This is a genomic window from Roseateles sp. (assembly GCF_965262435.1).
GTDB lineage: Bacteria > Pseudomonadota > Gammaproteobacteria > Burkholderiales > Burkholderiaceae_C > Paucibacter_A.
The window spans coordinates 2,643,530-2,666,564 of sequence record NZ_OZ253537.1 but is presented as its reverse complement, the minus strand read 5'-3'; the positions used below and the strand labels follow the sequence as shown (position 1 = coordinate 2,666,564).

The 23,035-nt window shown below is 66.9% G+C and carries 16 protein-coding genes; 10 read left to right on the top strand and 6 right to left on the bottom strand.

Features of this window, described 5'->3' with window-relative positions; all coding sequences use genetic code 11:
- The first annotated feature begins 3 nt into the window (after positions 1–3).
- The 5 genes from ACQY39_RS11405 to ACQY39_RS11385 all read left to right on the top strand — a co-directional run bounded on the left by ACQY39_RS11405 (position 4) and on the right by ACQY39_RS11385 (position 6,647).
- Complete coding sequence (locus ACQY39_RS11405) at positions 4–615, top strand: phenylacetic acid degradation protein PaaY (RefSeq protein ID WP_428506274.1); 612 nt, start codon at positions 4–6, stop codon at positions 613–615.
- Positions 616–845: 230 nt separating this feature from the next.
- A complete protein-coding gene (locus tag ACQY39_RS11400; RefSeq protein WP_428506272.1) occupies positions 846–2,663 on the top strand; it encodes a PAS domain-containing protein in 1,818 nt (605 codons plus the stop codon).
- Positions 2,660–5,158: a two-component system response regulator gene (locus ACQY39_RS11395; protein ID WP_428506270.1), complete on the top strand. Its 2,499-nt coding sequence runs from the start codon at positions 2,660–2,662 to the stop codon at positions 5,156–5,158. The genes ACQY39_RS11400 and ACQY39_RS11395 overlap by 4 nt, the downstream gene beginning before the upstream one ends.
- 76 nt (positions 5,159–5,234) lie before the next feature.
- Positions 5,235–6,017: an MBL fold metallo-hydrolase gene (locus tag ACQY39_RS11390; RefSeq protein ID WP_428506268.1), complete on the top strand. Its 783-nt coding sequence runs from the start codon at positions 5,235–5,237 to the stop codon at positions 6,015–6,017.
- A gap of 45 nt (positions 6,018–6,062) precedes the next feature.
- On the top strand, positions 6,063–6,647 hold the full coding sequence (locus tag ACQY39_RS11385) for an NUDIX hydrolase (RefSeq protein ID WP_428506266.1): 585 nt from the start codon (positions 6,063–6,065) through the stop codon (positions 6,645–6,647).
- Here ACQY39_RS11385 and ACQY39_RS11380 read toward each other — a convergent pair.
- Positions 6,631–7,572, bottom strand: a complete 942-nt coding sequence (locus ACQY39_RS11380; protein ID WP_428506264.1) for a PfkB family carbohydrate kinase — start codon at positions 7,570–7,572, stop codon at positions 6,631–6,633. The genes ACQY39_RS11385 and ACQY39_RS11380 overlap by 17 nt on opposite strands.
- 140 nt (positions 7,573–7,712) lie before the next feature.
- On the opposite strand from ACQY39_RS11380, the gene moaA reads away from it, so the two are divergent.
- From moaA to ACQY39_RS11365, 3 genes are read left to right on the top strand one after another with little or no spacing between them, the layout of a single operon-like run.
- Complete coding sequence (moaA, locus tag ACQY39_RS11375; RefSeq protein ID WP_428506262.1) at positions 7,713–8,855, top strand: GTP 3',8-cyclase MoaA; 1,143 nt, start codon at positions 7,713–7,715, stop codon at positions 8,853–8,855.
- Between the two features lie 3 nt (positions 8,856–8,858).
- Positions 8,859–9,473 (top strand): molybdenum cofactor guanylyltransferase MobA, encoded by a 615-nt coding sequence (gene mobA / locus ACQY39_RS11370; protein ID WP_428506260.1) that lies wholly within the window; start codon positions 8,859–8,861, stop codon positions 9,471–9,473.
- A complete protein-coding gene (locus tag ACQY39_RS11365; protein ID WP_428506258.1) occupies positions 9,466–10,026 on the top strand; it encodes an N-acetyltransferase family protein in 561 nt (186 codons plus the stop codon). The genes mobA and ACQY39_RS11365 overlap by 8 nt, the downstream gene beginning before the upstream one ends.
- Positions 10,027–10,043: 17 nt before the next feature.
- Here ACQY39_RS11365 and ACQY39_RS11360 read toward each other — a convergent pair whose 3' ends face one another.
- Complete coding sequence (locus tag ACQY39_RS11360; protein WP_428506256.1) at positions 10,044–10,808, bottom strand: YceI family protein; 765 nt, start codon at positions 10,806–10,808, stop codon at positions 10,044–10,046.
- Positions 10,809–10,910: 102 nt separating this feature from the next.
- Here ACQY39_RS11360 and ACQY39_RS11355 point away from each other — a divergent pair, with 102 nt between their 5' ends.
- Positions 10,911–11,456 carry a DUF962 domain-containing protein gene (locus ACQY39_RS11355; protein ID WP_428506254.1) on the top strand — a complete coding sequence of 182 codons (546 nt, stop codon included), beginning with the start codon at positions 10,911–10,913 and terminating at the stop codon, positions 11,454–11,456.
- A gap of 130 nt (positions 11,457–11,586) precedes the next feature.
- Here ACQY39_RS11355 and apbC read toward each other — a convergent pair whose 3' ends face one another.
- The 4 genes from apbC to hrpA all read right to left on the bottom strand — a co-directional run bounded on the left by apbC (position 11,587) and on the right by hrpA (position 21,470).
- Complete coding sequence (gene apbC, locus ACQY39_RS11350; protein WP_428506252.1) at positions 11,587–12,684, bottom strand: iron-sulfur cluster carrier protein ApbC; 1,098 nt, start codon at positions 12,682–12,684, stop codon at positions 11,587–11,589.
- A 74-nt stretch (positions 12,685–12,758) separates the two neighbouring features.
- Entirely contained in the window at positions 12,759–15,287 is a 2,529-nt protein-coding gene (locus tag ACQY39_RS11345; protein ID WP_428506250.1) for a protein kinase domain-containing protein, read from the bottom strand.
- Positions 15,288–15,377: 90 nt separating this feature from the next.
- Positions 15,378–17,210, bottom strand: coding sequence for an HDOD domain-containing protein (locus tag ACQY39_RS11340; protein ID WP_428506248.1), 1,833 nt, complete (start codon positions 17,208–17,210; stop codon positions 15,378–15,380).
- 228 nt (positions 17,211–17,438) lie between these two features.
- Positions 17,439–21,470, bottom strand: coding sequence for an ATP-dependent RNA helicase HrpA (gene hrpA, locus ACQY39_RS11335; RefSeq protein WP_428506246.1), 4,032 nt, complete (start codon positions 21,468–21,470; stop codon positions 17,439–17,441).
- A 152-nt stretch (positions 21,471–21,622) separates the two neighbouring features.
- Between hrpA and argA the strand changes: the two genes are divergently transcribed.
- Complete coding sequence (gene argA, locus ACQY39_RS11330) at positions 21,623–22,972, top strand: amino-acid N-acetyltransferase (RefSeq protein WP_428506244.1); 1,350 nt, start codon at positions 21,623–21,625, stop codon at positions 22,970–22,972.
- Positions 22,973–23,035 lie beyond the last annotated feature (63 nt).

Below are 23,035 nucleotides of genomic sequence, written 5' to 3'. Positions count from 1 at the left end.
CCCATGCCCTCCTACTCCATCGACGGCGTCATCCCGGTCGTCCACCCCAGCGCCCATGTCCACCCCACGGCCGTGCTGATCGGCGATGTCCACATCGGCCCGGGCTGCTACATCGCCCCCCTGGCCAGCTTGCGCGGCGATTTCGGCCGCATCGAAATCCACGAAGGCGCCAATGTCCAGGACAGCTGTGTGGTGCATGGCTTCCCGGATTCGCTGACCGTGGTCGAACGCAATGGGCATATCGGCCACGGCGCCGTGCTCCATGGCTGCATCGTGCGCCATGACGCCCTGGTCGGCATGAATGCGGTGGTCATGGATGCGGCCGAGGTCGGCGCCTACAGCATCGTTGCGGCCTGCGCCTTTGTTCGCGCCGGGCTCAAGCTGCCCGAGCGCTCGCTGATCGCCGGCCTGCCGGCCAAGGTCATGCGCGAACTCAGCGAAGACGAAATCAGCTGGAAGCGCGCCGGCACCGAGACCTATCAAGACCTGACCCTGCGCTGCCTCGCCAGCTTGCAGGAAGTCGCCCCGCTGGCCCAAGAAGATGCCGGGCGACCCCGCCTGCAAGTCAGCACGCATCGACCCAAGAACGACGGCAAGACCGATACCCAGCGCTGAACCTGCCGCTGGTCGCTGAACCAAGAAACAAACAAGCTGGACGGCAGTTGCCGGGTAGACTCGAAATTGACACACATCAAGATAGATGGGGTCGGCGCCGATGTCTTCGAGTTCACGATGTTTCTCAGGGAGAGAACCAGCATGCAGTACCCGATGCGTTCGTCCCGCGGGCGCCCCGCAGCCCGCCCCATGTGCGCCGAAACAGGCGTCTCGCCACGGGTGCGCCAAACATGAAGGCCGGGCCGGCTGAGCACGCGGTACTCGACTGCCTGTTCGCCAGCGACCTGCCTGTCGGCTTGGCCGTGCTGGACCGGCAACTTCGCTACACCCGGGTGAACCGGGCCTTGGCCGAATTCAACGGTGTGCCGGTCGAGAAGCTCTTGGGGCGCAGCGTCGCCGAAATGCTGCCCCAAGCCTTCGACAAGCTCGAGCCCCTGCTGCGCGCGGTGCTGGACCATGGCCACGCGCTGGAGAAGTTCCGTGTCCGGGTCCTGGTGCCCAGCCATCCCGACACGCCGTCCGACTGGGAAGCCAGCTACCTGCCCATCCGCGATGCTGAGCAAGCCGTGGTGGGCATATTGGTTCAGGCCGTCAACATCACCAGCCATCGCAAGGCCGAGGCCATCCTGAGGGAGAGCGAGGAGCGCCTGCGCCGGGTGCTCAACGGCTTGTTCGCGTTCGTCGGGGTGCTGAGCACCGAGGGCATCCTGCTGGAAGCCAACCGGGCGCCGCTTGAAGCCGCCAGCATCAGCATCGACGAGGTCCGCGGCAAGCCCTTCTGGGACACGTTTTGGTGGTCGCATGACCCGAACCTGCAAGCATGGCTGCGCGGCGCCTTGACCGAGGCCGCCAAGGGCGATGTGGTGCGGCGCGACATCGTCGTGCGCATGCGCAACGACAGCCGCATGACCATCGACTTCATGCTGGCGCCGCTGCGCGACGATGGTGAGCAAGTCACCCATGTGATCGCCTCGGGCATCGACATTTCCGACCGTGTGCACAGCGAGCGCGCATTGCGGGCCAGCGAAGCCCGTTTCCGCAGCGCTTTCAACGCCGCCCCTGATGGCATGGCCCTGGTCAACGGCGAGGGCCGCATCCTGCTCGCCAACACCGCCATGGACCGGCTGTTTGCCTGCCCGCCCGGGACGCTGGAAAACAGCGACATCAACGAGCTGGTGCCCCTGGCCTCTCGACCCGGCCATCCAGCGCTGATCAGCCACTTCTTTGCCCACCTCCAGACCCGGCCCATGGCCAAACGCAGGCGGGTGCAGGCCTTGCGGCATGACGGCAGCAGCTTCAATGTCGAAGTGGGGTTGAACCCGATTCCAGACAGCGAGCCCGCTGAGGTGCTGGCCACCGTCATGGACATCGACGAACGCCTGGCGGCGCAGGCCCAGATTGAGCGCGCCCTGCAGGAGAAAACCGCCCTGCTCAGCGAAGTGCACCACCGGGTCAAGAACAACCTGCAAATCGTCTCCAGCCTTTTGCGCCTGCAGTCCCGCCATGTCGATGACTCGGTCAAGGCCGTGTTGCGCGACAGCAAGAGCCGGATCCGCGCCATGGCGCTGACCCACCAGCTGCTCTACGAACGCAGTGATTTTTCCGCTCTTGAACTGGGCCCCTATCTCAAGCGCCTGGCCGCTTTGCTACATGACAGCTACGCCAACCCTGGGCAAACACTGGAGCTGAACGTGCAGGCAGCCGACGAAGGCATGGCCATCGACTTGCAGGCGGCCATCCCCTGCGGCCTGATCGTCAACGAACTGGTGACCAATGCCTTCAAGCACGCCTTCCCCCATCGGGCCAGTGGGCGCATCATGATCAGCGCGCTTCGTGCCGAAGACCACAGCCTGCAGATCGAGGTCAGCGACGACGGCATCGGCCTGCCCACGAGTCCAGACTGGGAAAACAGCAAGACACTGGGTTTCCAGCTCGTCCCCATGCTGACTGAGCAACTCGACGGCACACTCCACCTGATGGCTGGACCGGGGACTCACGTGCGAGTCAACTTCATGAACCCGAGGGATGCAAAGGAAACCACGACATGACGGACGCCTTGGCTTTGCCCCTTGCGCCACGGCTGGCGCGCATTCAGATCGTCGAGGACGAGCGCATCGTTGCTCTGGACCTCAAGCAAGACCTCGAATCCCTGGGCTATGAAGTCAGCGGCATGGCCGCGTCGGAGAGCCGCGCTGTCGAGTTGGCCCGCGGTGACCGCCCCGATCTGGTGCTGATGGACATCAACCTGGGCCACGGCGGCGACGGCACGCGCGCCGCCCACACCGTCATCAGCCAGCTGAGGATCCCGGTCATCTACCTGACCGCCTATGCCGAACCGGCCACCCTGGAACGCGCCGGCCTGACGGCGCCATATGGCTATTTGCTCAAGCCCTTCGAGCTCCGCGAGCTGAACGCCACCATACGCATGGCCCTGGCGCGGCGCGCGGCCGAGCAGCAGGCGGAACGGGCCGAGCAGCGCTACCGCCTGGCGCTCGATGCCGCGCAGCTGGGTGTGGTGGAGTTCCGGCCGGATTCCGACGACATCGAGCTGCACGGCCATATCAAGCCCTTGTTCACCAGCGAGCCGCGCGGCTTTGCGATTTCACGCCAGGAATATCTGTCGTGCATCGATGAACGGGCGCGCCAGCAGATGTCGGGTTTGCTGGCCCCCGGCGGCTCCGTTCACTGTGTCACCCGCTGGCGCCCGGAGGAAGAGCCAGCCGTGTGGCTGGAGATCAAGGCCTGCCACTTCCCCGAGGAGGGCAAGATCATCGGCGTGTTCCGCGACATCAGCCTGCAGCGGGAAAGCGAAGCCCAGCTGCGCCGCGCCGCGGTGGTGTTCGAATCGGCCGCAGATGCCATCCTGATCCTCGACGAGCAGTTGCGCGTGCAAGCCGTCAACCCGTCTTTCAGCCAGATGACGGGCTGGCTTTTGCATGAGATCGTTGGGCGCGATGTGTGCAGCTTTCTCCACGCACAAAGAGTCGGCGATGCGGCCGGCTTCCAGGCCTTGGGCAAGCCGCCATCGCCGACCCGTGACAGCGGCACGATCTGGCATGGCGAGACCATCTGCCGGCACCGCGATGGCCGCGTCTTTCCCGCCTGGCAGCATCTCGCGCCGGTGCTGGACCCGCAGGGCCAACTCAGCCACCAGGTGCTGACCTTCACCGACATTTCGGCCCTTCGCCGCGCCGAGACCCAGATCCAGCACCTGGCCTATCACGATGCCTTGACGGGCCTGGGCAACCGCCATCATCTGGAGATTTGCCTGCGCCATTTCATCGGCGGCGATGAGCGCCAGGACAGCCCCGGCGAAGGCCGCGAAGGCGCCCGCTTCGCCCTGCTCTTTCTCGACCTCGACGGTTTCAAGACCATCAATGACACCTTGGGCCACAGCGTCGGTGACGAGCTCTTGATCCAGATCGCGCGTCGCCTCGAGCTCTGCCTGCGCCGTTCCGATGTCTCGGTACGCCTGGGCGGCGATGAGTTCATCATCCTGCTCAGCGAGATCAATCGCATAGACGACGCCACCGCTCTGGCCGAGAAGCTGCTGGGCGAAATTCGTTTGCCGGTGGCACTGGAAGGCCGCGAGCCCGTCTCCGTGTCGGCCAGCATTGGCATCGCTCAGTTTCCTGAGCACGCCAACACGGCCGACGCATTGATTCAAGCGGCTGACACGGCCATGTACGAAGCCAAGGCCGGCGGCCGTAACCGCTGCGAGGTTTTCAGCGCCACGCTCTCGGACAAGGCCGTCGCCCGCATGCAGATCGAGCAGGGCCTGCGCCGCGCGCGCCTGGGCCAAGAGCTGGTGCTTCATTGGCAACCCATTGTTGACATGGCACGCCACCGCGTCATCGGTGCCGAAGCTTTGATGCGCTGGAACCACCCGGAGCTGGGGCCCATCAGCCCCGAGCGCTTCATTCCGGTGGCGGAAGAAATCGGTCTGATTGAGGACTTCGGCCGCTGGGCGTTGGATCAGGCTTGCCGCCTGGGTGTGCGCTGGCTGGCCAGCGGCCGCCCGCTGGACCGGCTGGCTGTCAATATCTCGGCGCGCCAGCTGCAACGCCCCGGCTTTGTAGACGTGGTCGCGCAGGCCCTGGCTCGCCACGGCCTGCCAGCGGCCTGCCTGGAGCTGGAAATCACCGAATCGACCCTGCAGTCGATCGACCGTGGCCGACTGATCCTGGGCGAATTGCAGCGCCTCGGGGTCAAGCTGGCCATCGACGACTTCGGTACCGGCTTTTCATCGCTGTCCCTGCTCAAGTACTTCCCGCTCGACCGGCTCAAGATCGACAAGAGCTTTGTGCGCGACATCGAGCGTGCCGGCAACGACCTGGCCATCGTGCGTGCCATCGTCGCCCTGGCCGACACGCTGGGCCTGGCCATCACGGCGGAAGGCGTAGAAACCGAGCACCAGCGCCAGGCACTGCTGAACCTGGGCGTCAGCGATGCCCAGGGCTGGCTCTACAGCGCCGCCCTGCCCGAGGCGGGCCTGCTGGCCCTACGCAGCACGCTCAAGCCGACGAGCGGCGACTGCGATTGATCTGACTCAAGTCCGCGCGACCCCGACATCGCTAGAGTGACCGCACTCCACTGTCGGATTCGTCCGCTCACGCGCCATGTCCATTGAATTGTTCCGCCAGGGCTCGCACCAATGCCTGATGTTCTCCAAGCTCAGCCTGGAGGACGGCGAGGCCGTGCAATCCAACCAGTTCCTGCTGGTCCATGGCAACACCGGCGCCATCCTGGACCCGGGCGGCAATATCGCCTACAACGAGCTGTATCTCGGCCTGACGCAAACCATAGCGCCACACAAACTGGCCGCCATCCTGGCCTCCCACGCCGACCCCGACATCATTGCCTCCTTGGACCGCTGGATGACGGCCACCACGGCGCCGGTCTACATCTCGCGCATCTGGGAGCGCTTCGCACCGCACTTTTGCAAACCCGGCAAGACAGCGGGCCGCATCATCGGCCTGCCCGACGCCGGCCAGCGCCTGCGCCTGGGCCAGGGCAGCGACGACAGCTTCGAGCTCTGGGCCCTGCCCGCCCACTTCCTGCATGCCGAGGGGAACTTCCAGTTCTACGACCCGATCAGCCGCATCCTGTTCTCGGGCGACCTCGGCGCCTCGCTGGGCGCCAATCTGGACCCGGCCAAGCCCGTGACCGAGCTGGCCGGCCACATCCGCCATATGGAAGGCTTCCACCGCCGCTATATGGTCAGCAACAAGGTCATGCGCCTGTGGGCAGCCATGGTGCGTGAACTGCCGATCGACATGATCGTGCCTCAGCACGGCAGCCCCATGAGCGGCCCGGCCGTGCAGCAGTTCATTGCCTGGGCGGAGAACTTGGCCTGCGGCATCGACCTCATGGGCCCGGCCGACTACCGCATTCCCGACTGAGAGGCTGAGAGCTGGCGCCCTCAGGGCCATGCAGAATGCCGAGGCATGAATGCAGCCGACCAAGTGCGCGCCTGGATCCGTGAGGAGATCGCATCCATCCACGCTGACGACGCCGAAGAAGCAAGGCAACTGAAGGCCGCGCTGGCCTGGGTGGACAGCGGGGCCGAGCTGTGCCGGCGAGCCAAGCCGGACACACCGCCCGAACATCTGGTCTCCTACTTCGTGGTCACCGACGAGACGGCACAAGCCTTGCTGCTGGTGGACCACAAGAACGCCCAGCTGTGGCTGCCGCCCGGCGGCCATGTCGAGCCGGGCGAGCACCCGCGCGAAACTGTGCGCCGCGAGCTGCAGGAAGAACTGGGGCTGGCCCTGCCCCATGAACTCGGCTCGCCGCTGATGCTCAGCCGCAGCGAGACCGTGGGCCTGACCGCTGGCCACACCGATGTCTCACTCTGGTACTGGCTGCGCATCCCGCGCCAGCAAGCCTTGCGGCACGACCCCAAAGAATTCCACGGACTGAGCTGGTTCGGGATCGACGCCCTGCCGCTGGCGCGCAGCGACCCGCACCTGGGTCGTTTCGTGCGCAAGTTGCGGGCGACTCAGCCCGGCCCCATCAAAGGCCGGATTTGAGCAAAACCCGCTCCGCCAGCGTGGCCACCAAGGCTTCCGAGGGCGGGCAAAAGCCCGCCGCGCCGCAGGCCGCGGCTTCGGCCGCCACAGCCCAGCGCAAATGCTGCTGCGTCGGTGCCGCCCGATGGTGCAGGCAGCTGAAGATCAGTCCGGCAAGTCCGGATTCCCGCGCGCCGACCGGATCGACCGACTCGTGATCAGCAATTTGCGCATGCCATTCCTCGCGCCCGCGGAACAGCGTGGCATGGCCGGCCACGCCGTGCTGAAGCAGCAGCACGGCATCCGGGTTCCAGGCGCTGATCTGGGCCAGGCCCAGGCGGTAGTCCTGCGCGCGGAACAGGCCGCGCAGCTCGGCTTCGGAGACCTGGATCACATCGGCCAGGCGGCACATGCGCTCCAGGGTCTCGTCGTAGCGCGAGTCCATCTGCAGGCTGAACTCGGGCGCGTAGCTGAGCGTCTTGCCCTCGGCCTTCAAGCCTTCGGCCAGGGCCAGCAAGCGCATGGCCAAAGGTTGGCGAACCAGGCTCAGGCCGCCGAAATGCGCCCAGCGCAAGGCCTTGAGCCAGGCGCTGGGCAAGCCCTCGGGGCGGAAATGCAGGTCGGCACTGTCCTGGCCGACAAAAAACTGCGGCGCTTCATCACCGCGACTCAGGGCCATCAAGGGCGGCTTGGGCAGTTGCTGAATGAAGCGCAAATCCAGGTTGGCGTCGCTGCTGTCGATCCAGATTTCCTGGCCGAATTGGTCCTGACTGATGGCGCCGGCAAAGGCGCTGAGTTCGCCGAGGGTGGACAGGGCCACGGCCACCTGCCAGGGCGCGCCGCGGTTGCGGCTGCGCCAAAGGTCGGGGCCGCTGCGGCTGAGCTCGGTGTAGACGGCGCCGAAAGCGATGAAGTGAGGAAGGTCAGGATGGAGTACGCCGGTCATGCCTTGCATTCCAACTGCTGCGCTCCCCGAGGGCAAGCCCCCTCTTGGGGTGATATCAGGGAGCTTACGCCCAGTGGCCTCGACGTGGCCAGGCTGGCCCTCGCCCGGCCGGGCTTCTGTGCAGCGGGCACAATGGGCTCATGGTCAACAAGCCTGTGATTCCCATCGTCGATCTGCGCCAGAGCGAGAGTTCGACTCGGTCCGCCATCTCGGCCGCGCTTGCCGCCCCGACCTCGGGCGAAGTCGGCCCGCCGCACGATCTGCTGGGTCGCCCCCTGCGCGATCTGCGCATCTCGGTCACCGACCGCTGCAATTTCCGCTGCAGCTACTGCATGCCCAAGCAGGTCTTTGACAAGCATTACGAATTCCTGCCGCACAGCGAGCTGCTCAGCTTCGAGGAGATCACCCGCCTGGCGCGCAGCTTTGTGGCGCTCGGCGTCGAGAAAATCCGCCTGACCGGCGGCGAGCCGCTCTTGCGCAAGCATGTCGACCGCCTGATCGCCATGCTGGCCGAGCTGCGCACACCGGCCGGCCAGCCCCTTGATCTGACCTTGACCACCAACGGTTCCCTGCTGGAGCGCATGGCCGAGCGGCTCAAGCAAGCTGGCCTGCGGCGCGTGACCGTCAGCCTGGACGGTCTCGATGACGCCATCTTCCAGCGCATGAACGATGTCGGCTTCCCGGTCGCCTCGGTGCTGGCCGGGATCGCCGCCGCGCAAGCGGCCGGGCTAGGCCCCATCAAGGTCAATATGGTGGTCAAGAAGGGTGTCAACGACAGCCAGATCCTGCCCATGGCCCAGCATTTCCTGGGTTCCGGCGTACAGCTGCGTTTCATCGAGTACATGGACGTCGGCGCCAGCAATGGCTGGCGCATGGACGAGGTGCTGCCCTCGGCCCAGCTGCTGGAACGCCTGGGCGAGCAGTTCGATCTGCAGCCGCTGTCGGCCAGCGCGCCCGGCGAGACCGCGCAGCGCTGGCGCATCAGCCGCCAGGGCTTGAGCAGCGAGATCGGCCTGATCTCCAGCGTCAGCCGGGCCTTCTGTGGCGACTGCAACCGGGCCCGCCTGTCCACCGAAGGCAAGCTCTACACCTGCCTGTTCGCCCACCGCGGCCAGGACCTGCGCAGCCTGCTGCGCAGCCCGGCCACGGATGCGCAGATCGAGGCCACGGTGGCTGGCCTGTGGTCGCAGCGCAGCGACCGCTACTCGCAGCTGCGCAGCCAAGGCCTGGGCGAGCCGCCGGTTGGCGAGCGCCGCATCGAAATGCACTACATCGGCGGCTGAGCCATGGTGGGCAGCGGCCGTCCGGACGCCATCGAGAACATCACCGGCCTGCTGCTGGCCGGAGGTCTGGGTCGCCGCATGGGCGGCGTGGCCAAGGGCTTGCAAGTGTTCAAGGGCCGGCCGCTGCTGGCCTGCGTGCTGGAGCGGCTGCAGCCGCAGGTCGGAACCCTGCTCATCAACGCCAACCAAGAGCTGCCAGAGCACGGCCGCTTCGGCTGCCCCGTCGTCAGCGATGCCGACGCCGACTTCGCCGGCCCCTTGGCCGGCATGTTGGCCGGTCTGCGGGCCTGTGGCAGCGACTGGCTGCTCAGCGTGCCCTGCGACAGCCCCTTCCTGCCCCTGGACCTGGGCGAGCGCCTGGCCACAGCCCTGGTCAGCAGCGGCGCCGAGCTCGCCTTTCCCAGCTGCGCCGGGCAGGCGGAGCCGGTCTTCTGCCTGATGCACCGCCGCCTGGCCGACAGCGCCGCCGAGTTTCTGGCCGGAGGCGGCCGGCGCCTGCAACAGTGGCAAGCGGCACAGAACCATGTGGCGGTCGCCTTTGATCGACCTGGCGACCCACAGGCCTTTCTCAATATCAACAGCCTGCGCGAATTGCAGGAGTGGCAAGACCATGCTTGAGAGCCCCACACCCACGCCCCAGCGCAGCCGGCTCGACTGTCAGATCCGCTTGATGCGCGAAGCCGACCTGACGGCCTACAAGCAGCTGCGAGATGGCATGCTGGCCGGCCACCCCGAGGCCTTCACCTCGGATGCCCGCACCGAGCTGCTACGCGATGCCGAGAGCTACCGCGGCCGCCTCAGCGGCGGCGACGGCGGCGCCAACCTCTTCACCCTGACGGCCTGGCTGGACGGACAGCTGGTCGGCGCCATCAGCTGCGAGCATGAAGCGCGCGTCAAGGTGCGCCATGTCGCCCACATCGTCGGCATGATGGTCAGCGACGGCCTGCATGGCCGCGGCGTCGGCCGCCAGCTCCTGCAGCGCGCCCTCATGTTGCTGGAAGGTGAGCCTGTGCTGGAGCTGGTCACGCTCAGCGTCACCGCCAGCAACCTGGCCGCCGTGCGCCTTTATGAGAGTTGCGGCTTCATTCGCTACGGCCGCCTGATGGGAGCCATCAAATTGCCGGACGGCCGATTGGTGGACAAGGATTTGATGAGCCGAAGGCTGCGCTGAGATCAGCCCAGCTCAGCTCATCGCCCCTGCAGCGCAAACTCGACCAGCAGTTCGTCCTGCACCGCCAGCAGCCCGCCAGCCACCGAGAACGGCGTCAGGCCGAAATCACTCTGGCGCAGCACCCAAGCGCCGCTCAGACGCACCGACTGCGCGTTCATTTCCACTTGCAGCGGCACTTCGTATTGGCGCGTGCGGCCGTGCAAGCTCAGCGCCCAGCGTGCCACCAGCTTGGGCGCCTCGCCGATCAGCTGCAGGCCCTGGATGCGCAGCTCGGGGAACTGCTCGGCCTGCAAGCCGGCCTCGCCCAACATATTGCGCCGGGTGGCGGCCACCGCCTCAGGACTCAGCAGCGAGGCCCAGCCCGGGCCCAATGCGGCGCGCAGCTCGGGCGGATCGAGCTGCAGCTCATCGAGACGCAGCTGCAGCTCGAAACGAGCCGCCCCGGCCCCGCGCAAGGCCGGGCCTTGCGTTTCGGCATCCAAAGGCCACCACAGCAAGCCCCGGACCTGCGGCGCGGCCAGCACATGGTTGTGCCCAAGTCCGGCCGCACGGCCGGCCCGGAACACATGGATATGGACCCGGCTGGCGGCAGGGTCCAGACGGTACAGGCGCCCACCGGACTGCCCCTCCAGCTGCGCTTGCGCCAGGGCAAACTCTGGCAGGCTCGCCGCCTCGGCCACCGGGCTCGGTGGCGCGACGGTCGCGCAGGCACTGCACAAGGCCGCAGCCGCCAAGCTCAGGAGCAGGGTGTTGCACCGACGGCGTTTCTCGGGATTCTTCAAGGGCTGAGGCCTCGATGCAGGGAACACGGGGGCATTCTGACAGTGCGAGGGGCAGCGCTTGCGCTAGCATCGCCTCCAAGACGCATATCAAAGGAGCCAGACATGGCCGCCAGCCCATTCCGCCCCGCCATCGATCTGATGGCCCAGTACGCGAGCTACCACCGCGACCGGCGCAATATCGCCACCCACTTTGTCGGCATTCCCCTGATCGTGTTTGCCGTGGGCGTGCTGCTGGCACGCCTACAGTTTGAGGCCCTGGGCCTGCAGCTCAACGGTGCCTGGGCGATCTGGGGCCTGAGCACGGCCTGGTACCTGACGCGTGGCAATCTGGTGCTGGGCCTAGCCGTGAGCGCCGTCAACGGCGTGTTGATGGCCCTGGCCGAGCCGCTGGCCGCGGGCGGCGGCTCGCAGTGGCTAGCCTGGGGCTTGGGCAGCTTTGCGCTGGGCTGGATCATTCAGTTCGTCGGCCACTACTACGAAGGCAAGAAGCCGGCCTTTGTTGACGATTTGGTTGGCCTGCTGGTCGGGCCCATGTTCGTGGTCGGCGAGGCCTTGTTCGCCCTGGGCTGGGGCCGCGCCATGCTGGCCGAAATCGAGGCCCGCGTGGGCCCCACCCACCTGCGCGACCTGGCCCATCCGGCGACCTGAGGCACGCGCCAGCATGGCCAATCACCTGACACAGGGGCGACCGAGCGCAATCGATGCGCTCTGCGGCGAGCTGCTGCAGGGGGCGCTGGGGCTTGGGCTGACCTGAGGCGAACGCTGGATCAGCGCGGACTCAGGTGCCGCTGGAAATCGAGATCGTCGGAAACTTGGCCGAATAATCCTTGGCCTGAGCGGCAATCTTGACGGCCACCTTGCGCGCCAGTGCCTTGTAGAGCACGGCAATCTCGCCCTCGGGCTCGGCCACCACCGAGGGCCTGCCAGCGTCGGCCTGCTCGCGGATGGACAGGGCCAGGGGCAGGCCGCCGAGATAGTCCAGGCCGTACTGCGCGGCCATCTTCTTGCCGCCGTCGGCGCCGAAGATGTGCTCGGCATGGCCGCAGTTCGTACAGATGTGCACGGCCATGTTCTCGACCAAGCCGATGATGGGCACGCCGACCTTCTCGAACATTTTGAGGCCCTTCTTGGCATCGATCAGGGCGATGTCCTGGGGCGTGGTGACAATGATGGCGCCGGTCACCGGCACGCGCTGGCTCAGGGTCAGCTGGATGTCGCCGGTGCCGGGCGGCATGTCCACCACCAGGTAGTCCAAGTCCTGCCAGCGGGTCTGGCGCAGCAGCTGCTCCAGGGCCTGGGTGGCCATGGGGCCGCGCCAGATCATGGCCTGGTCTTCCTCGACCAGGAAGCCAATCGACATCAACTGCAGGCCATGGGCCATCTTGGGCTCCATCAGCTTGCCGTCCAGGCTGTCCGGACGGCCCGAGGCGCCCAGCATCAGGGGCTGGCTGGGGCCGTAGATGTCGGCATCGAGCACGCCGACGCGCGCGCCCTCGGCGGCCAGCGCCAGCGCCAGATTGGCCGCGGTGGTGCTCTTGCCCACCCCGCCCTTGCCCGAGGCCACGGCGATGATGTTCTTCACGCCCGGCAGCAGCTGCACGCCGCGCTGCACCGCATGGGCGACGATCTTGCTGCCGATGGCGAGGCTCACCTGGCCAACACCGGGCAGTGTGCGCACCGCCGCTTCCAGCCTGGAACGCAGGGCCGCATGCTGGCTGGCAGCCGGATAACCCAACTCAACCTCGAAGGCCACATCAGCGCCGCTCAGGCGCAAGTTCTTGATCTGCTTGCCCGTCACCAGATCGCTGCCCGTGTTGGGATCGATCACGGTCTGCAGGGCTTGCAACACGGTGGCTTCTTGAACGGGGCTGGACATGGCGGCTGGACGGGCTTCTGGAATGGGCTCGCAGTCTAGCCGAGCCAGGAAGACCCTCGGATTGCTGGGCCAGCTCAGGCCAGCTGCTTGAAGGCCATCACCGCCTGGTTGCGCAAGGTGCGCAGCAAAGCCAGCTCTTTTTCGCCCAGGTCGATGGCACCCGCCTTGGCCTTGTCGGCGTAGATCATGGCGAAGGGCTGACCCTTGAGCAGCATGGGCAGCAGCAGAAAGCTCGGCGCGGCCACCGGCCCCTGGTACCAGGGCGGCAAGCGCTCGGCGATATTGGCGGCCGAGGCGTCGGCAATCAAGGTGTCGGCGCCCTTGTGGCAGACCGCCGTGAACAGGTCCACCGCACCGCTGCTGGGCAGGCGCAGCGGCACGCGGAAAGCCGGCACCACGGCCTCAACCCCCTCGCCCAGGCCGAAGCGACCGGTCAGTTGTTCACTCTTGGGCTCGCGCAAGCAGAACACCACGCGCCGGAAACCGATGGCGCGATAAATGGTTTCCAGAATCATGCGCAGCACTTCATTGAGTTTGAAGCTGTCCACCATGGCGTTGGTGATGTCCTGGATGCCCGAGGCCATCATCTCCACCGCCTGCTCGCGCGTCAGCTGTTGGCCGCTGAGGCTGAGCGTGGGCTCCAGCACCTGGGTGGCTTGCAGCTGGTGCGGGCTCAAGGAATCGTCGGGCGCCGGCTGCAGCGGCGCCAGCAAGCGGCGCGCCGGCGAGCCCTTGGGCAAGGTGATGCCCATGGCCTCGGCCATCTCGCTCAGGCGGGCACGGGCGCGGTCGGCCGCCTGGTCGAAATCGGCGGCGCTGACGCCCAGGGCGCGGGCGTGCCGCTGGGCCATGGCGTGGACCTTGGCATGGGCCTGCTCCGGCTCGGTGTGCAGGATCACATCGGCCACCGCATTGGCCGCATGGGCGAGCCAGCGCTGGCGCTCGGACGGTTTTTCGATCCAGCGCTGGGGCGGCTCACCGCTGGGGCGGCGCATGCTTTCCTGCAAGCCATCAGGCAGCCCCCACTGGCGGGCCACGCCCAGACCGAGCTGTTCATAGCTCATGCCCAAGACCTGGATGGAGGCGCTGGCCTCGCTCAGCGCCGGCCGCGGGCGTTCGCCAAGTTCGCTGGCTTCCGGCCTGAGCATGCGCCGGATCTGGCGCGCTTCTTCGGGGAAGTAGAACTCGGTCAGCGAGCGGCCCAGGTGATAGAACATGCCGGCCAGAAAGGCCTCTTCGCTTTCCGGGCTGTTGACACAGAGCTCGCGCGCCAGCGACGCGGCCATCAAGGAGCGCAGGAATTCCTCACGCAAGGCCTGGGCATGGGCCTTGTTCTCCATGCGCTCAAGCAGGATCAAGGACAAGGCCAGATTGCGGATGCCGCCAAAGCCGATCAGGGCCACGGCGCGTGAGACCGTGCTGATGCCGCCTTGGGCGCCGCCGCTGGTGTGGCGGAACTGCACGGTGTTGACCAGGCGCAGCAACTTCTGCGTCAGCGCCACGTCCTTGAGAATCTCGTTGGACAGGCTGGACAGGCTTTCATGCTCGGACTGGGTCAGGCGCTGGATGCGGCCGATGGCCTGACTCATGGCCGGGAAATCGCTCTTGATGCGCATGCGGCGCAGCAGGAATTCCAGGGCCGCGCCCTCGCCCTGGGCGGCGGCCGCTTCCGGCGCAGCCTCGGGGTGCAGCCAGTGCGCCAGGGCATCATGCATGGCCTGGGCACTCGGCCAGCGCTGGGCCGGCTCGCGGGCCAGGCCACGCTGGACGATGGCACGCAAAGCGTCGTCCACCTCGGGGCCCAGGCCCGGCGGCAAATGCAGCTCTTGCTCGCGCAGGCGGCGCACCGATGCCCAGGGGTCGGCCTCGTGATTGAGGCGCTGGCCGCTGAGCATCTCGGCCAAAAGGATGGCGGCGGCGAACACGTCCATGGAAGGGGCCGGCGCTTCGCCACGCGCGGCCTCGGGGGACAGATAGGCCGGCGTGCCGACGATGCGCTGCGGCGCCTGGGCTTGCGGGCCCGACGCTGGCGCGCTCAGGCGCCCGGCGATGCCGAAGTCCATCACCCTCGGCCGGCCCTTGGCGTCGATCAAGATGTTGCTGGGCTTGAGATCGCGGTGCACCACACCGGCCTGATGCGCGACCTGCAGTCCGTCGAGCAGACCCAGGCTCAGCTCGACCGCCACGCGGGCGGGCAAGGCGCCACCACCGTCGACCTGACGGCGCAAGCGGTCGGCCAGGGAGCCTCCGGCGACGTATTCGAACACCAGATAGGCCTGGCCGTCCTGGATGTCGGCCTCGAACACGGGCACGATGTTCGGGTGGTTGAGGCGGCTGACGGCACGTGCTTCATGCAGCCACTCATCGACACTGCGGCCGTCGCTGGGCGGGTGCAAGACCTTCAGCGCCACCTCGCGGTCCAGGCGCGGGTCATGGGCCAGCCAAACGGTGGCCTGTGCCCCCTCGCCCAGGCGCTTGAGCAAATGGAAGCGCCCCAGCTGCGGCACATGCAGATCGCTCAACGGAGCGGGCATGGTGTAGGCACCCGAGTCGCCAGCATCGGCGGCATCGGTGGCATCTTCGGCGGGGAACTCGGGCAGCATGGCGGGCAACTCTCGGCCCTCAAGTGGGCAGCGCAGGGAAAGGCACAGGGACAGCCGCCTGCATGGGCTTCAATCGCCGCGCGAAAGCCTTCAAGCGCCACCGCCGGCTGCAGGTGGCGCACTGCCACCGGTCAAGCGCTTGCGCAAGGCCGAAGCCCGGGGGCCCTCGCTCAGCGGCGGAGGCTGTTGGGCATCGAAGGTGGCCGGCGGCGGGGTCTCGGGATTGAGGGCCTGCTTGATGTCCTGCAAGCCCAGACCCAGGGCACGGGCATAGCGGCGTGTGGCCGCCTCCACACTGGGCTGGCGGCGCGCTTCGACCTGGGTCAGGGCATCGACCAGCTCATTGGCCAGGCTGCAGGTCAGGCGCAGCAGGTCGGCGTCGTTGTTGGGGTGGCGCACGGCAGCGTCGGGCGCTTGGCGGCGGATCATGTGCACCAGCTCCTCGCCCAGGCTCCAGTGCTTGGCCACGGCCGCGCCCAGCGCCTCCAGATCGCAGCCCAGCACGGCGTAGGCAGCGGCCTGCTCGCTCATGCCCTGCGGGTGAGGCTGGTCCTCGGTCGGCTCGGGCGGCTGCATCAGCTGGCGGATTTGCTGGGCGTCGTCCGGAAAGTGGTACTGCAGCAGCAGCCTGCCGAGGTTTTGCATCACCGTGATCAGGTAGACCACCTCGCCGTCGTAGCCTGCCGGGCGCAGCACCTGGGCAATCTGCCCGGCGCGGTGCACGCGCTTCATCAGACTGCGCAGCAGGGTGGCCTGCAGCTCGCTCAGCGGCCCGGGCCAGGGCTTGAGCGCACGGGCGGCTTGCTGCACGCCGTCCAGTCCCAACATGGCGATGGCGCGCTGCATATTGAGCACGGTGCCGTCGACCGGCGCACCGCTTTGCTTGAGCGACAAATTGACACGGCGCAGCAACTCCAGGCTCAGGGCCATGTCCTGCAGCACCAGGGCTGACACGCTGCTGCTGTGCTGGCGCTCCAGGCCAGAACTGATGCGACTGAGATTCGGGCTGGTGCTGGGCAGATGGCCGATGCGCTGCAGCTTGTCCATCAGCAGGGCAATCGGGCCACCCGCATCGCTGGAGGCCGTGGTGCGCCAGCCTTCGAGCGCGCGCAGCAGGCTGCGGGCGATGTGGTAGCGCTGGCGGGCCTGACGGTCGCTGGCGCGGTTGCAGATCGCGCGCAGCGGGTCAGGGATGGGGTGCGGCGTTTCCCAGCCCAGGCGCACCAGCTCGCGGCCCAGGGGCTGCATCTGCTGCACCACGGCCTGCAAATCGTTTTGTTCCAGCACCGGCCGGCCACTCAGGATGCGGTGCAGCAGCAGGCCGACGCAGAGCACGTCTTCCGCCGCCGACTCGCGCACGGCGCGGCGGGTGACGGTGTTGAAGTCGACGGTCGCCGGAAACACCTCTTGCGCCACTTCCAGGCCCAGCACGCGGACCTGGTTGTTGGCGCCGATGACGAGCGTGGCGCATTGGACGTCGCGGTGCGCATGGCCGGCCTCATGGGCGAAGGCCAGGCCTTCGAGGTATTGGCAGACCCAGTCGGCCGCCTCGACCGGCAGCGGTGCGCTCTGGCGCGCCAAGCGCTCGTCCAGAGTTTCGCCCAGGGCACGGTCATAGGCCACAAACGGCCACTGCTCGACCTGGCCGATTTCAATGACGTGAGCCAGATTGGGGTGCTGCACGCGAGAGGCGGCCTGGGCCATCTTCTGCCAATGCGCACTTGCAGCAGCGCTGTTGGGTGCCACCCGTGGCATGCAGAGGTACAGCTCCTGCCCCAGGCGGGCGTCATAGACCACCCACAACATGCTGCGCGCGCTCTTGCTCAGCAAGGCGCGCAGCTCGAAGCGGCCGAAGCGGCGCATGGGCGCAGCGGCGACCGGCTTGTCGGCGGGAGTGGATGAGGAGGCGGTGGCGTCTGACACGGACAAAGCGGTACCCAACAGGACCGAGATCGTTTTCGCCCTATTGGACACAAACTGCAACAACTGCAGGCCACAAGCTGGGCGGGAAAGCCGGCCTATTTCAGCCCTGCTGCCCCGCCCGGCTCTCTCACGAAGCCTCGGGACTCAGCCCTGCAACTGCGCCCAAGCTTGTGGCTCCGACATGACAGGCCCTGCGGGCAGATGTCAGTCTCGCCGCAAAGTCTGGACTCAGCCCTGCAGCTGCGCCCAGACTTTGTCCAATCGCTTGACGCTGACCGGCTGGGGCGTACGCAGCTCCTGAGCGAAGAGGCTGACGCGCAGCTCCTCCAGCTGCCAGCGGAAATCCGCCAGACGTGCGTCCGCCGTGCCCTTGAGCTCGATGACGCGGCGCAGATAGCGCTGCTCCAGGGGCTTGAGTTCGCTCAGCAACTTGGCGTCACGGGCGGCATCGGCGCGCAGCTTGTCCAGGCGGGCGGTGACGGCCTTGAGATAACGCGGCAGGTGCTGCAGCTGTGCCCAAGGTGTGGCGCTGACGAAGTTCTTCGGGCACAGGCGCTGCAGCTGGGCTGTGATGTCCTCAGCCGCCTCCTTGCCAGCGCGCGCGTCCTTGAGTTTTTTCTGCGCCGCATGCAGCTCCTGCAGCACCACGCCGGTCTGGCGCGCCACTTCCTGGGCGATCAGATTGAGGCGGCTGCGGCCCTCCTCGATGCGGGTCTTGAAGCTGAACTCGTCCTTGGGCAAAGGTTCGGCCAGAAAGGCCCGGTCCAGGGCCACGCCGATGATCTGGTCGCGCAGCTCCTCGGCCGTGCCCAAGCTCATGAACAGCACCGACATTTTTTGCAGGTCGGGGATGTTCTTCTCCAGGAACTTAAGCGGCTCCTTGAGCTGCAGCGCCACCAGGCGACGCAGGCCCAGGCGATGTTTGGCGGCGGCCACATCGGGCTCGTCGAAGACCTCGATCTCGACATGCGCGCCACGGTCCAGCAGGGCCGGGAAGCCGATCAAGCTTTGCGCGCCGCGGCTGACTTCCATCAGCTCGGGCAGCTCGCCAAAAGTCCAACTGGTGTAGGTCTTGGCGGATTCCTGCACCGGCTTCTTGGCTTGCACCACCTCGGCGCGAATGCCACCTTTGGCCACCGGTGGCAGCGGCTCGGCAGCAGGCGCCGATGAAGGCAGCTTGAGCGCCGCCAATGCCTGGAAGGCCGAGCGTGCCTGGCCGCCCAACTCTGACTTCAGCGCCGCCAAATTGCGGCCCTGGCCGAGCTGTCGGCCATGTTCGTCGACGACCCGGAAGTTCATGAACAGATGCGGCTGCAGCTGCTCGAGCTTGAAATCATTGCGCTGAACGGCCAGCTGGCTGCGCTCCTTGACCGCCTTGAGCAGCACCTCGACCAGGGCGCCTTGGGCAAAGGGGTTGCTGGCGATGAACTCGGCGACGAAATCGGGCAGCGGCACCAGGCGCGAGCGCGGGCGCTGGTGCAAGCTCTTGAGCAAGGCCGTGATCTTCTGCGCCAGCATGCCGGGCACCAACCACTCGCAGCGCTCCTCGCTGACCTGGTTGAGCGCGAAGATGGGCACATTGACGGTGACACCGTCGCGCGCATCGCCGGGCTCGTGCAGATAGCTGACCGTGCAGTCGACGCCGCCCAGGCGCAGGGTCTTGGGGAAGGCCTCGGTGGTGACGCCAGCGGCCTCGTGGCGCATCAGCTCCTCGCGACTCAGATGCAGCAGCTTGGGCTCGGCCTTGCTGGCCTGGCGGTACCAGCGCTCCAGCGTGGCGCCCGAGCAGACCTCGGCCGGCAGCTGGCTGTCGTAGTAGGCGTAGATCAGCTCGTCGTCGACCAGCACGTCCTGGCGGCGCGATTTGTGCTCGAGCTCCTCGACCTTCTTGATCTGGCGCTCGTTGTGGGCCAGGAAAGGCAGGCGCGATTCCCATTCGCCATTGACCAAGGCCTCGCGGATGAAGATCTCGCGCGCCGCTTTCGCATCGACATTGCCGAAGTTCACGCGCCGGTTGGCGTAGATGACGATGCCGTAGAGCGTGGCGCGCTCGAGCGCGATCACCTCGGCCGCCTTCTTCTCCCAATGCGGCTCCAGCAGCTGGGTCTTGATCAAATGGCCGGCAATGCCGGGCAGCCACTGCGGCTCGATGGCGGCAATGCCGCGTCCGAACAGCCGCGTGGTGTCCACCAGCTCGGCGGCGACGATCCAGCGGCCCGGTTTCTTGCTCAGGTGAGCGCCGGGATGGCGCCAGAACTTGATGCCGCGCGCGCCCAGGTACCAATCCTCGTCCTCGCTCTTGAGGCCAAGATTGCCCAGCAGGCCGGCCAGCATGGACAGGTGCAACTGCTCGTAGGTGGCGGGGCTGCCATTCAGGCGCCAGCCCTGCTCGGCCACCACGGTGTGCAGCTGAGAGTAGATGTCCTTCCACTCGCGCACGCGGCGCGGGCTGATGAAGTTCTCGCGCAGCAGGGCTTCGTAGCGCCGATTGCTGAGCTTGTGCTCACCATGCCCGCCCTTGGCCTCCTCGATCCATTTCCAGATCTTGAGGTAGCCCAGGAACTCGCTCTTCTCGTCGTCAAACTTCTTGTGTTTCTCGTCGGCCGCTTGTTGCTGCTCCATGGGCCGGTCGCGCACGTCCTGGCCCGAAAGCGCGCTGGCAATGATCAGCACCTCGTTGAGCGCCTCGCGGTTGCGGGCTTCCAAAATCATGCGGCCGACGCGCGGGTCCAGCGGCAGCTTGGACAGCTCGCGGCCCAAGGGCGTCAGTTCGTTCAAATCATCGACCGCGCCCAACTCCTGCAGCAGTTGGTAGCCATCGGCCACGGCCTTGCGTGGCGGCGGCTCAATGAAGGGGAATTCATCGACCTGGCCCAGGCCCAGCGACTTCATGCGCAGGATCACGCCGGCCAGCGAGCTGCGCAGGATTTCCGGGTCGGTGAAGCGCGGGCGTTCGTTGAAGTCCTTCTCGTCGTAGAGCCGGATGCAGATGCCGTTTGAGACCCGGCCGCAGCGGCCCGCACGCTGGTTGGCCGAGCTCTGACTGACCGGCTCGATCTGCAGCTGCTCGACCTTGTTGCGGTAGCTGTAACGCTTGACCCGTGCGGTGCCAGGGTCGATGACGTAGCGAATGCCGGGCACCGTCAGCGAGGTTTCGGCCACATTGGTGGCCAGCACGATGCGGCGCTGGCCGTGCGGCTCGAACACGCGGTCCTGCTCTTGCTGCGACAAGCGCGCGAAGAGTGGGAGCACCTCGACGCCGGGCGGGTGGTGCTTTCGCAAGGCCTCGGCCGCTTCGCGGATCTCGCGCTCGCCGGGCAGGAAGACCAGCACATCGCCGCCGCCCTCGCGCCAGAGCTCGTCCACCGCGTCGCAGATGGCGTTGTTGAGGTCGTACTCGCGCGACTCTTCAAACGGCCGGTAGCGCTGCTCGACCGGGAAGGTGCGGCCCGAGACCATCAAGACGGGAGCAGGCCCCTTGGCGGACTCGAAATGCTTGGCAAACCGATCGGCGTCGATGGTGGCCGAGGTGACGATCACTTTCAGATCCGGCCGGCGTGGCAGCACCTCGCGCAGATAGCCGAGCAGGAAATCGATGTTCAGCGAGCGCTCGTGGGCCTCGTCGATGATGATCGTGTCGTAGGCTTTCAGCAGCGGATCGGTCTGCGTCTCGGCCAGCAAGATGCCGTCGGTCATCAGCTTGACGCTGGCGCCCGGTTGCAGGCGGTCTTGGAAGCGGACCTTGTAGCCCACGATCTCGCCCAGCGGCGTCTTCAGCTCGTCGGCAATGCGCTTGGCGACACTGCTGGCGGCGATGCGCCGGGGCTGGGTGTGGCCGATCAGGCGGCCGGTGTTGGCGCGGCCGCGGCCCAGGGCCAAGGCGATCTTGGGCAACTGGGTGGTTTTGCCGGAACCGGTCTCGCCGCAGACGATGATGACCTGATGCTCGGCCAAGGCCTGAGCGATGTCCTCGCGCCGGCTCGACACCGGCAAGGACTCGGGGAAGGTGATGGGCGGCAGCGGGTTGGCCGGCGGCAGCGGCCGCTCGTTCTCTGGCCGAGGCGGACGAGGCGGGCGCGGGGCGCGCGGAGGGCGCGGAGCTTCCGAGGCCTGGGCGGCAGGCGCCGTTTGGCCTGTCTGCTCGGGCTGAGGTGGACGCGGCGGACGGCCCTGCCCGGCAGCACGGGCTGCATTGGCTTCATTGGGGGCGCGGCGGGCGGTGCCCGGCGGACGAGGGGGATGGGGGGGCTTGGCGTTCACGAGGCGCGGATTATCGTTGTCCCGCGGCGGCCGGCTCCAAACAAGGGCAGGCGCCTCCGAATCCACCTGCCTGTTTCTCGCCTGGGCGCCCCACCCTAGTTCAAGCGCAAGCCCCCCAGGGAAGACCCGGAGCTGCGGCACAATCGCGGGCCATGAGCCTTGTCTTCCCCCACACCTTCGTCCCCTGGTTTCGCTCCGTCGCGCCCTACATCCATGCCTACCGAGGCGAGACCTTTGTGGTGGGCATGCCAGGCGAGCTGGTGGCGGCTGGCAAGCTCAATGCCTTTGTGCAGGACCTGTCCATCTTGCACGCCATGGGCATCAAAATCGTGCTGGTACATGGCTTCCGGCCCCAGGTGAACGAGCAGTTGGCGGCCAAGGGCCAGCAGGCGCAGTACAGCCACGGCGTGCGGGTGACCGACGCAGTGGCCCTGGACTGCGCCCAGGAGGCCGCCGGCCAGCTGCGTTTCGAGATCGAAGCGGCCTTTTCACAGGGCCTGCCCAACACGCCCATGGCCAATGCCACAGTGCGTGTGGTGTCCGGCAATTTCCTGACAGCCCGGCCGGTCGGCATCGTCGACGGTGTTGATTTCCAGCACAGCGGCCTGGTGCGCCGCGTCGACGCGGCGGCCATCCAGCGCGCCATCGACAGCGGCGCCGTGGTGCTGCTCTCCCCCTTCGGCTTCTCACCCACCGGCGAAGCTTTCAATCTGACCATGGAAGACGTGGCCACCAGTGCTGCCATTGCCCTGCAGGCCGACAAGCTGCTGTTTGTCTGCGAAGTGGCCGGCGTGCGTGAGGACCCCAGCGACCCGGACAGCCCGGTGGACACCGAACTGGCCTTGGCCGATGCCGTGCGCATGTTGGCCCGATCGAACAAGCCGACGGCCGGCGCAACACCGCCGATCGACGTCGACTTCTACTTGCAGCACTGCGTCAAGGCCTGCCAGGCCGGCGTGGAGCGCTCGCACATCGTTCCTTTTGCCGTTGACGGCGCCTTGCTGCAAGAGGTCTACACCCATGACGGCATCGGCACCATGGTGGTCGATGAAAAGCTGGAAAGCCTGCGCGAGGCCGACTCCGACGACATCGGCGGCATCATTGCCCTGATCGAACCGTTCGAGCGCGACGGCACTCTGGTCAAGCGCGACCGGACCGAGATCGAGCGCGACATCGAGCTCTACACCGTGATCGAGCATGACGGCGTGATCTTTGGCTGCGCTGCCCTCTACCCCTACGTGGAAGCGCGCACGGCCGAGATGGCCGCGCTGACTGTCTCGCCCGATGTGCAAGGACAGGGCGACGGCGACCGCATCCTCAAACGCATCGAACAGCGCGCCAAGGCGCAAGGTCTGAGCAGCATTTTTGTGCTGACCACACGCACCATGCACTGGTTCATCAAGCGCGGCTTCCACCCCGTGGACCCCGAGTGGCTGCCCGAAGAACGCAAGCGCAAGTACAACTGGGACCGCCGCTCCCAGGTGCTGGTCAAAAAGCTCTGAGCTCAGCCTCACACAAACACAGACGGCCCACCCCGGTATTGCCGGCGCGCTAGAGTCCGCGCC

Excerpts from the sequence above, each read along its gene's own strand:
- ACQY39_RS11405 (WP_428506274.1), top strand. The coding sequence starts at position 4 with ATGCCCTCCTACTCCATCGACGGCGTCATCCCGGTCGTCCACCCCAGC.
- ACQY39_RS11400 (WP_428506272.1), top strand. The coding sequence starts at position 846 with ATGAAGGCCGGGCCGGCTGAGCACGCGGTACTCGACTGCCTGTTCGCC.
- ACQY39_RS11395 (WP_428506270.1), top strand. The coding sequence starts at position 2,660 with ATGACGGACGCCTTGGCTTTGCCCCTTGCGCCACGGCTGGCGCGCATT.
- ACQY39_RS11390 (WP_428506268.1), top strand. The coding sequence starts at position 5,235 with ATGTCCATTGAATTGTTCCGCCAGGGCTCGCACCAATGCCTGATGTTC.
- ACQY39_RS11385 (WP_428506266.1), top strand. The coding sequence starts at position 6,063 with ATGAATGCAGCCGACCAAGTGCGCGCCTGGATCCGTGAGGAGATCGCA.
- ACQY39_RS11380 (WP_428506264.1), bottom strand. The coding sequence starts at position 7,572 with ATGACCGGCGTACTCCATCCTGACCTTCCTCACTTCATCGCTTTCGGC.
- moaA (WP_428506262.1), top strand. The coding sequence starts at position 7,713 with ATGGTCAACAAGCCTGTGATTCCCATCGTCGATCTGCGCCAGAGCGAG.
- mobA (WP_428506260.1), top strand. The coding sequence starts at position 8,859 with ATGGTGGGCAGCGGCCGTCCGGACGCCATCGAGAACATCACCGGCCTG.
- ACQY39_RS11365 (WP_428506258.1), top strand. The coding sequence starts at position 9,466 with ATGCTTGAGAGCCCCACACCCACGCCCCAGCGCAGCCGGCTCGACTGT.
- ACQY39_RS11355 (WP_428506254.1), top strand. The coding sequence starts at position 10,911 with ATGGCCGCCAGCCCATTCCGCCCCGCCATCGATCTGATGGCCCAGTAC.
- apbC (WP_428506252.1), bottom strand. The coding sequence starts at position 12,684 with ATGTCCAGCCCCGTTCAAGAAGCCACCGTGTTGCAAGCCCTGCAGACC.
- ACQY39_RS11345 (WP_428506250.1), bottom strand. The coding sequence starts at position 15,287 with ATGCTGCCCGAGTTCCCCGCCGAAGATGCCACCGATGCCGCCGATGCT.
- argA (WP_428506244.1), top strand. The coding sequence starts at position 21,623 with ATGAGCCTTGTCTTCCCCCACACCTTCGTCCCCTGGTTTCGCTCCGTC.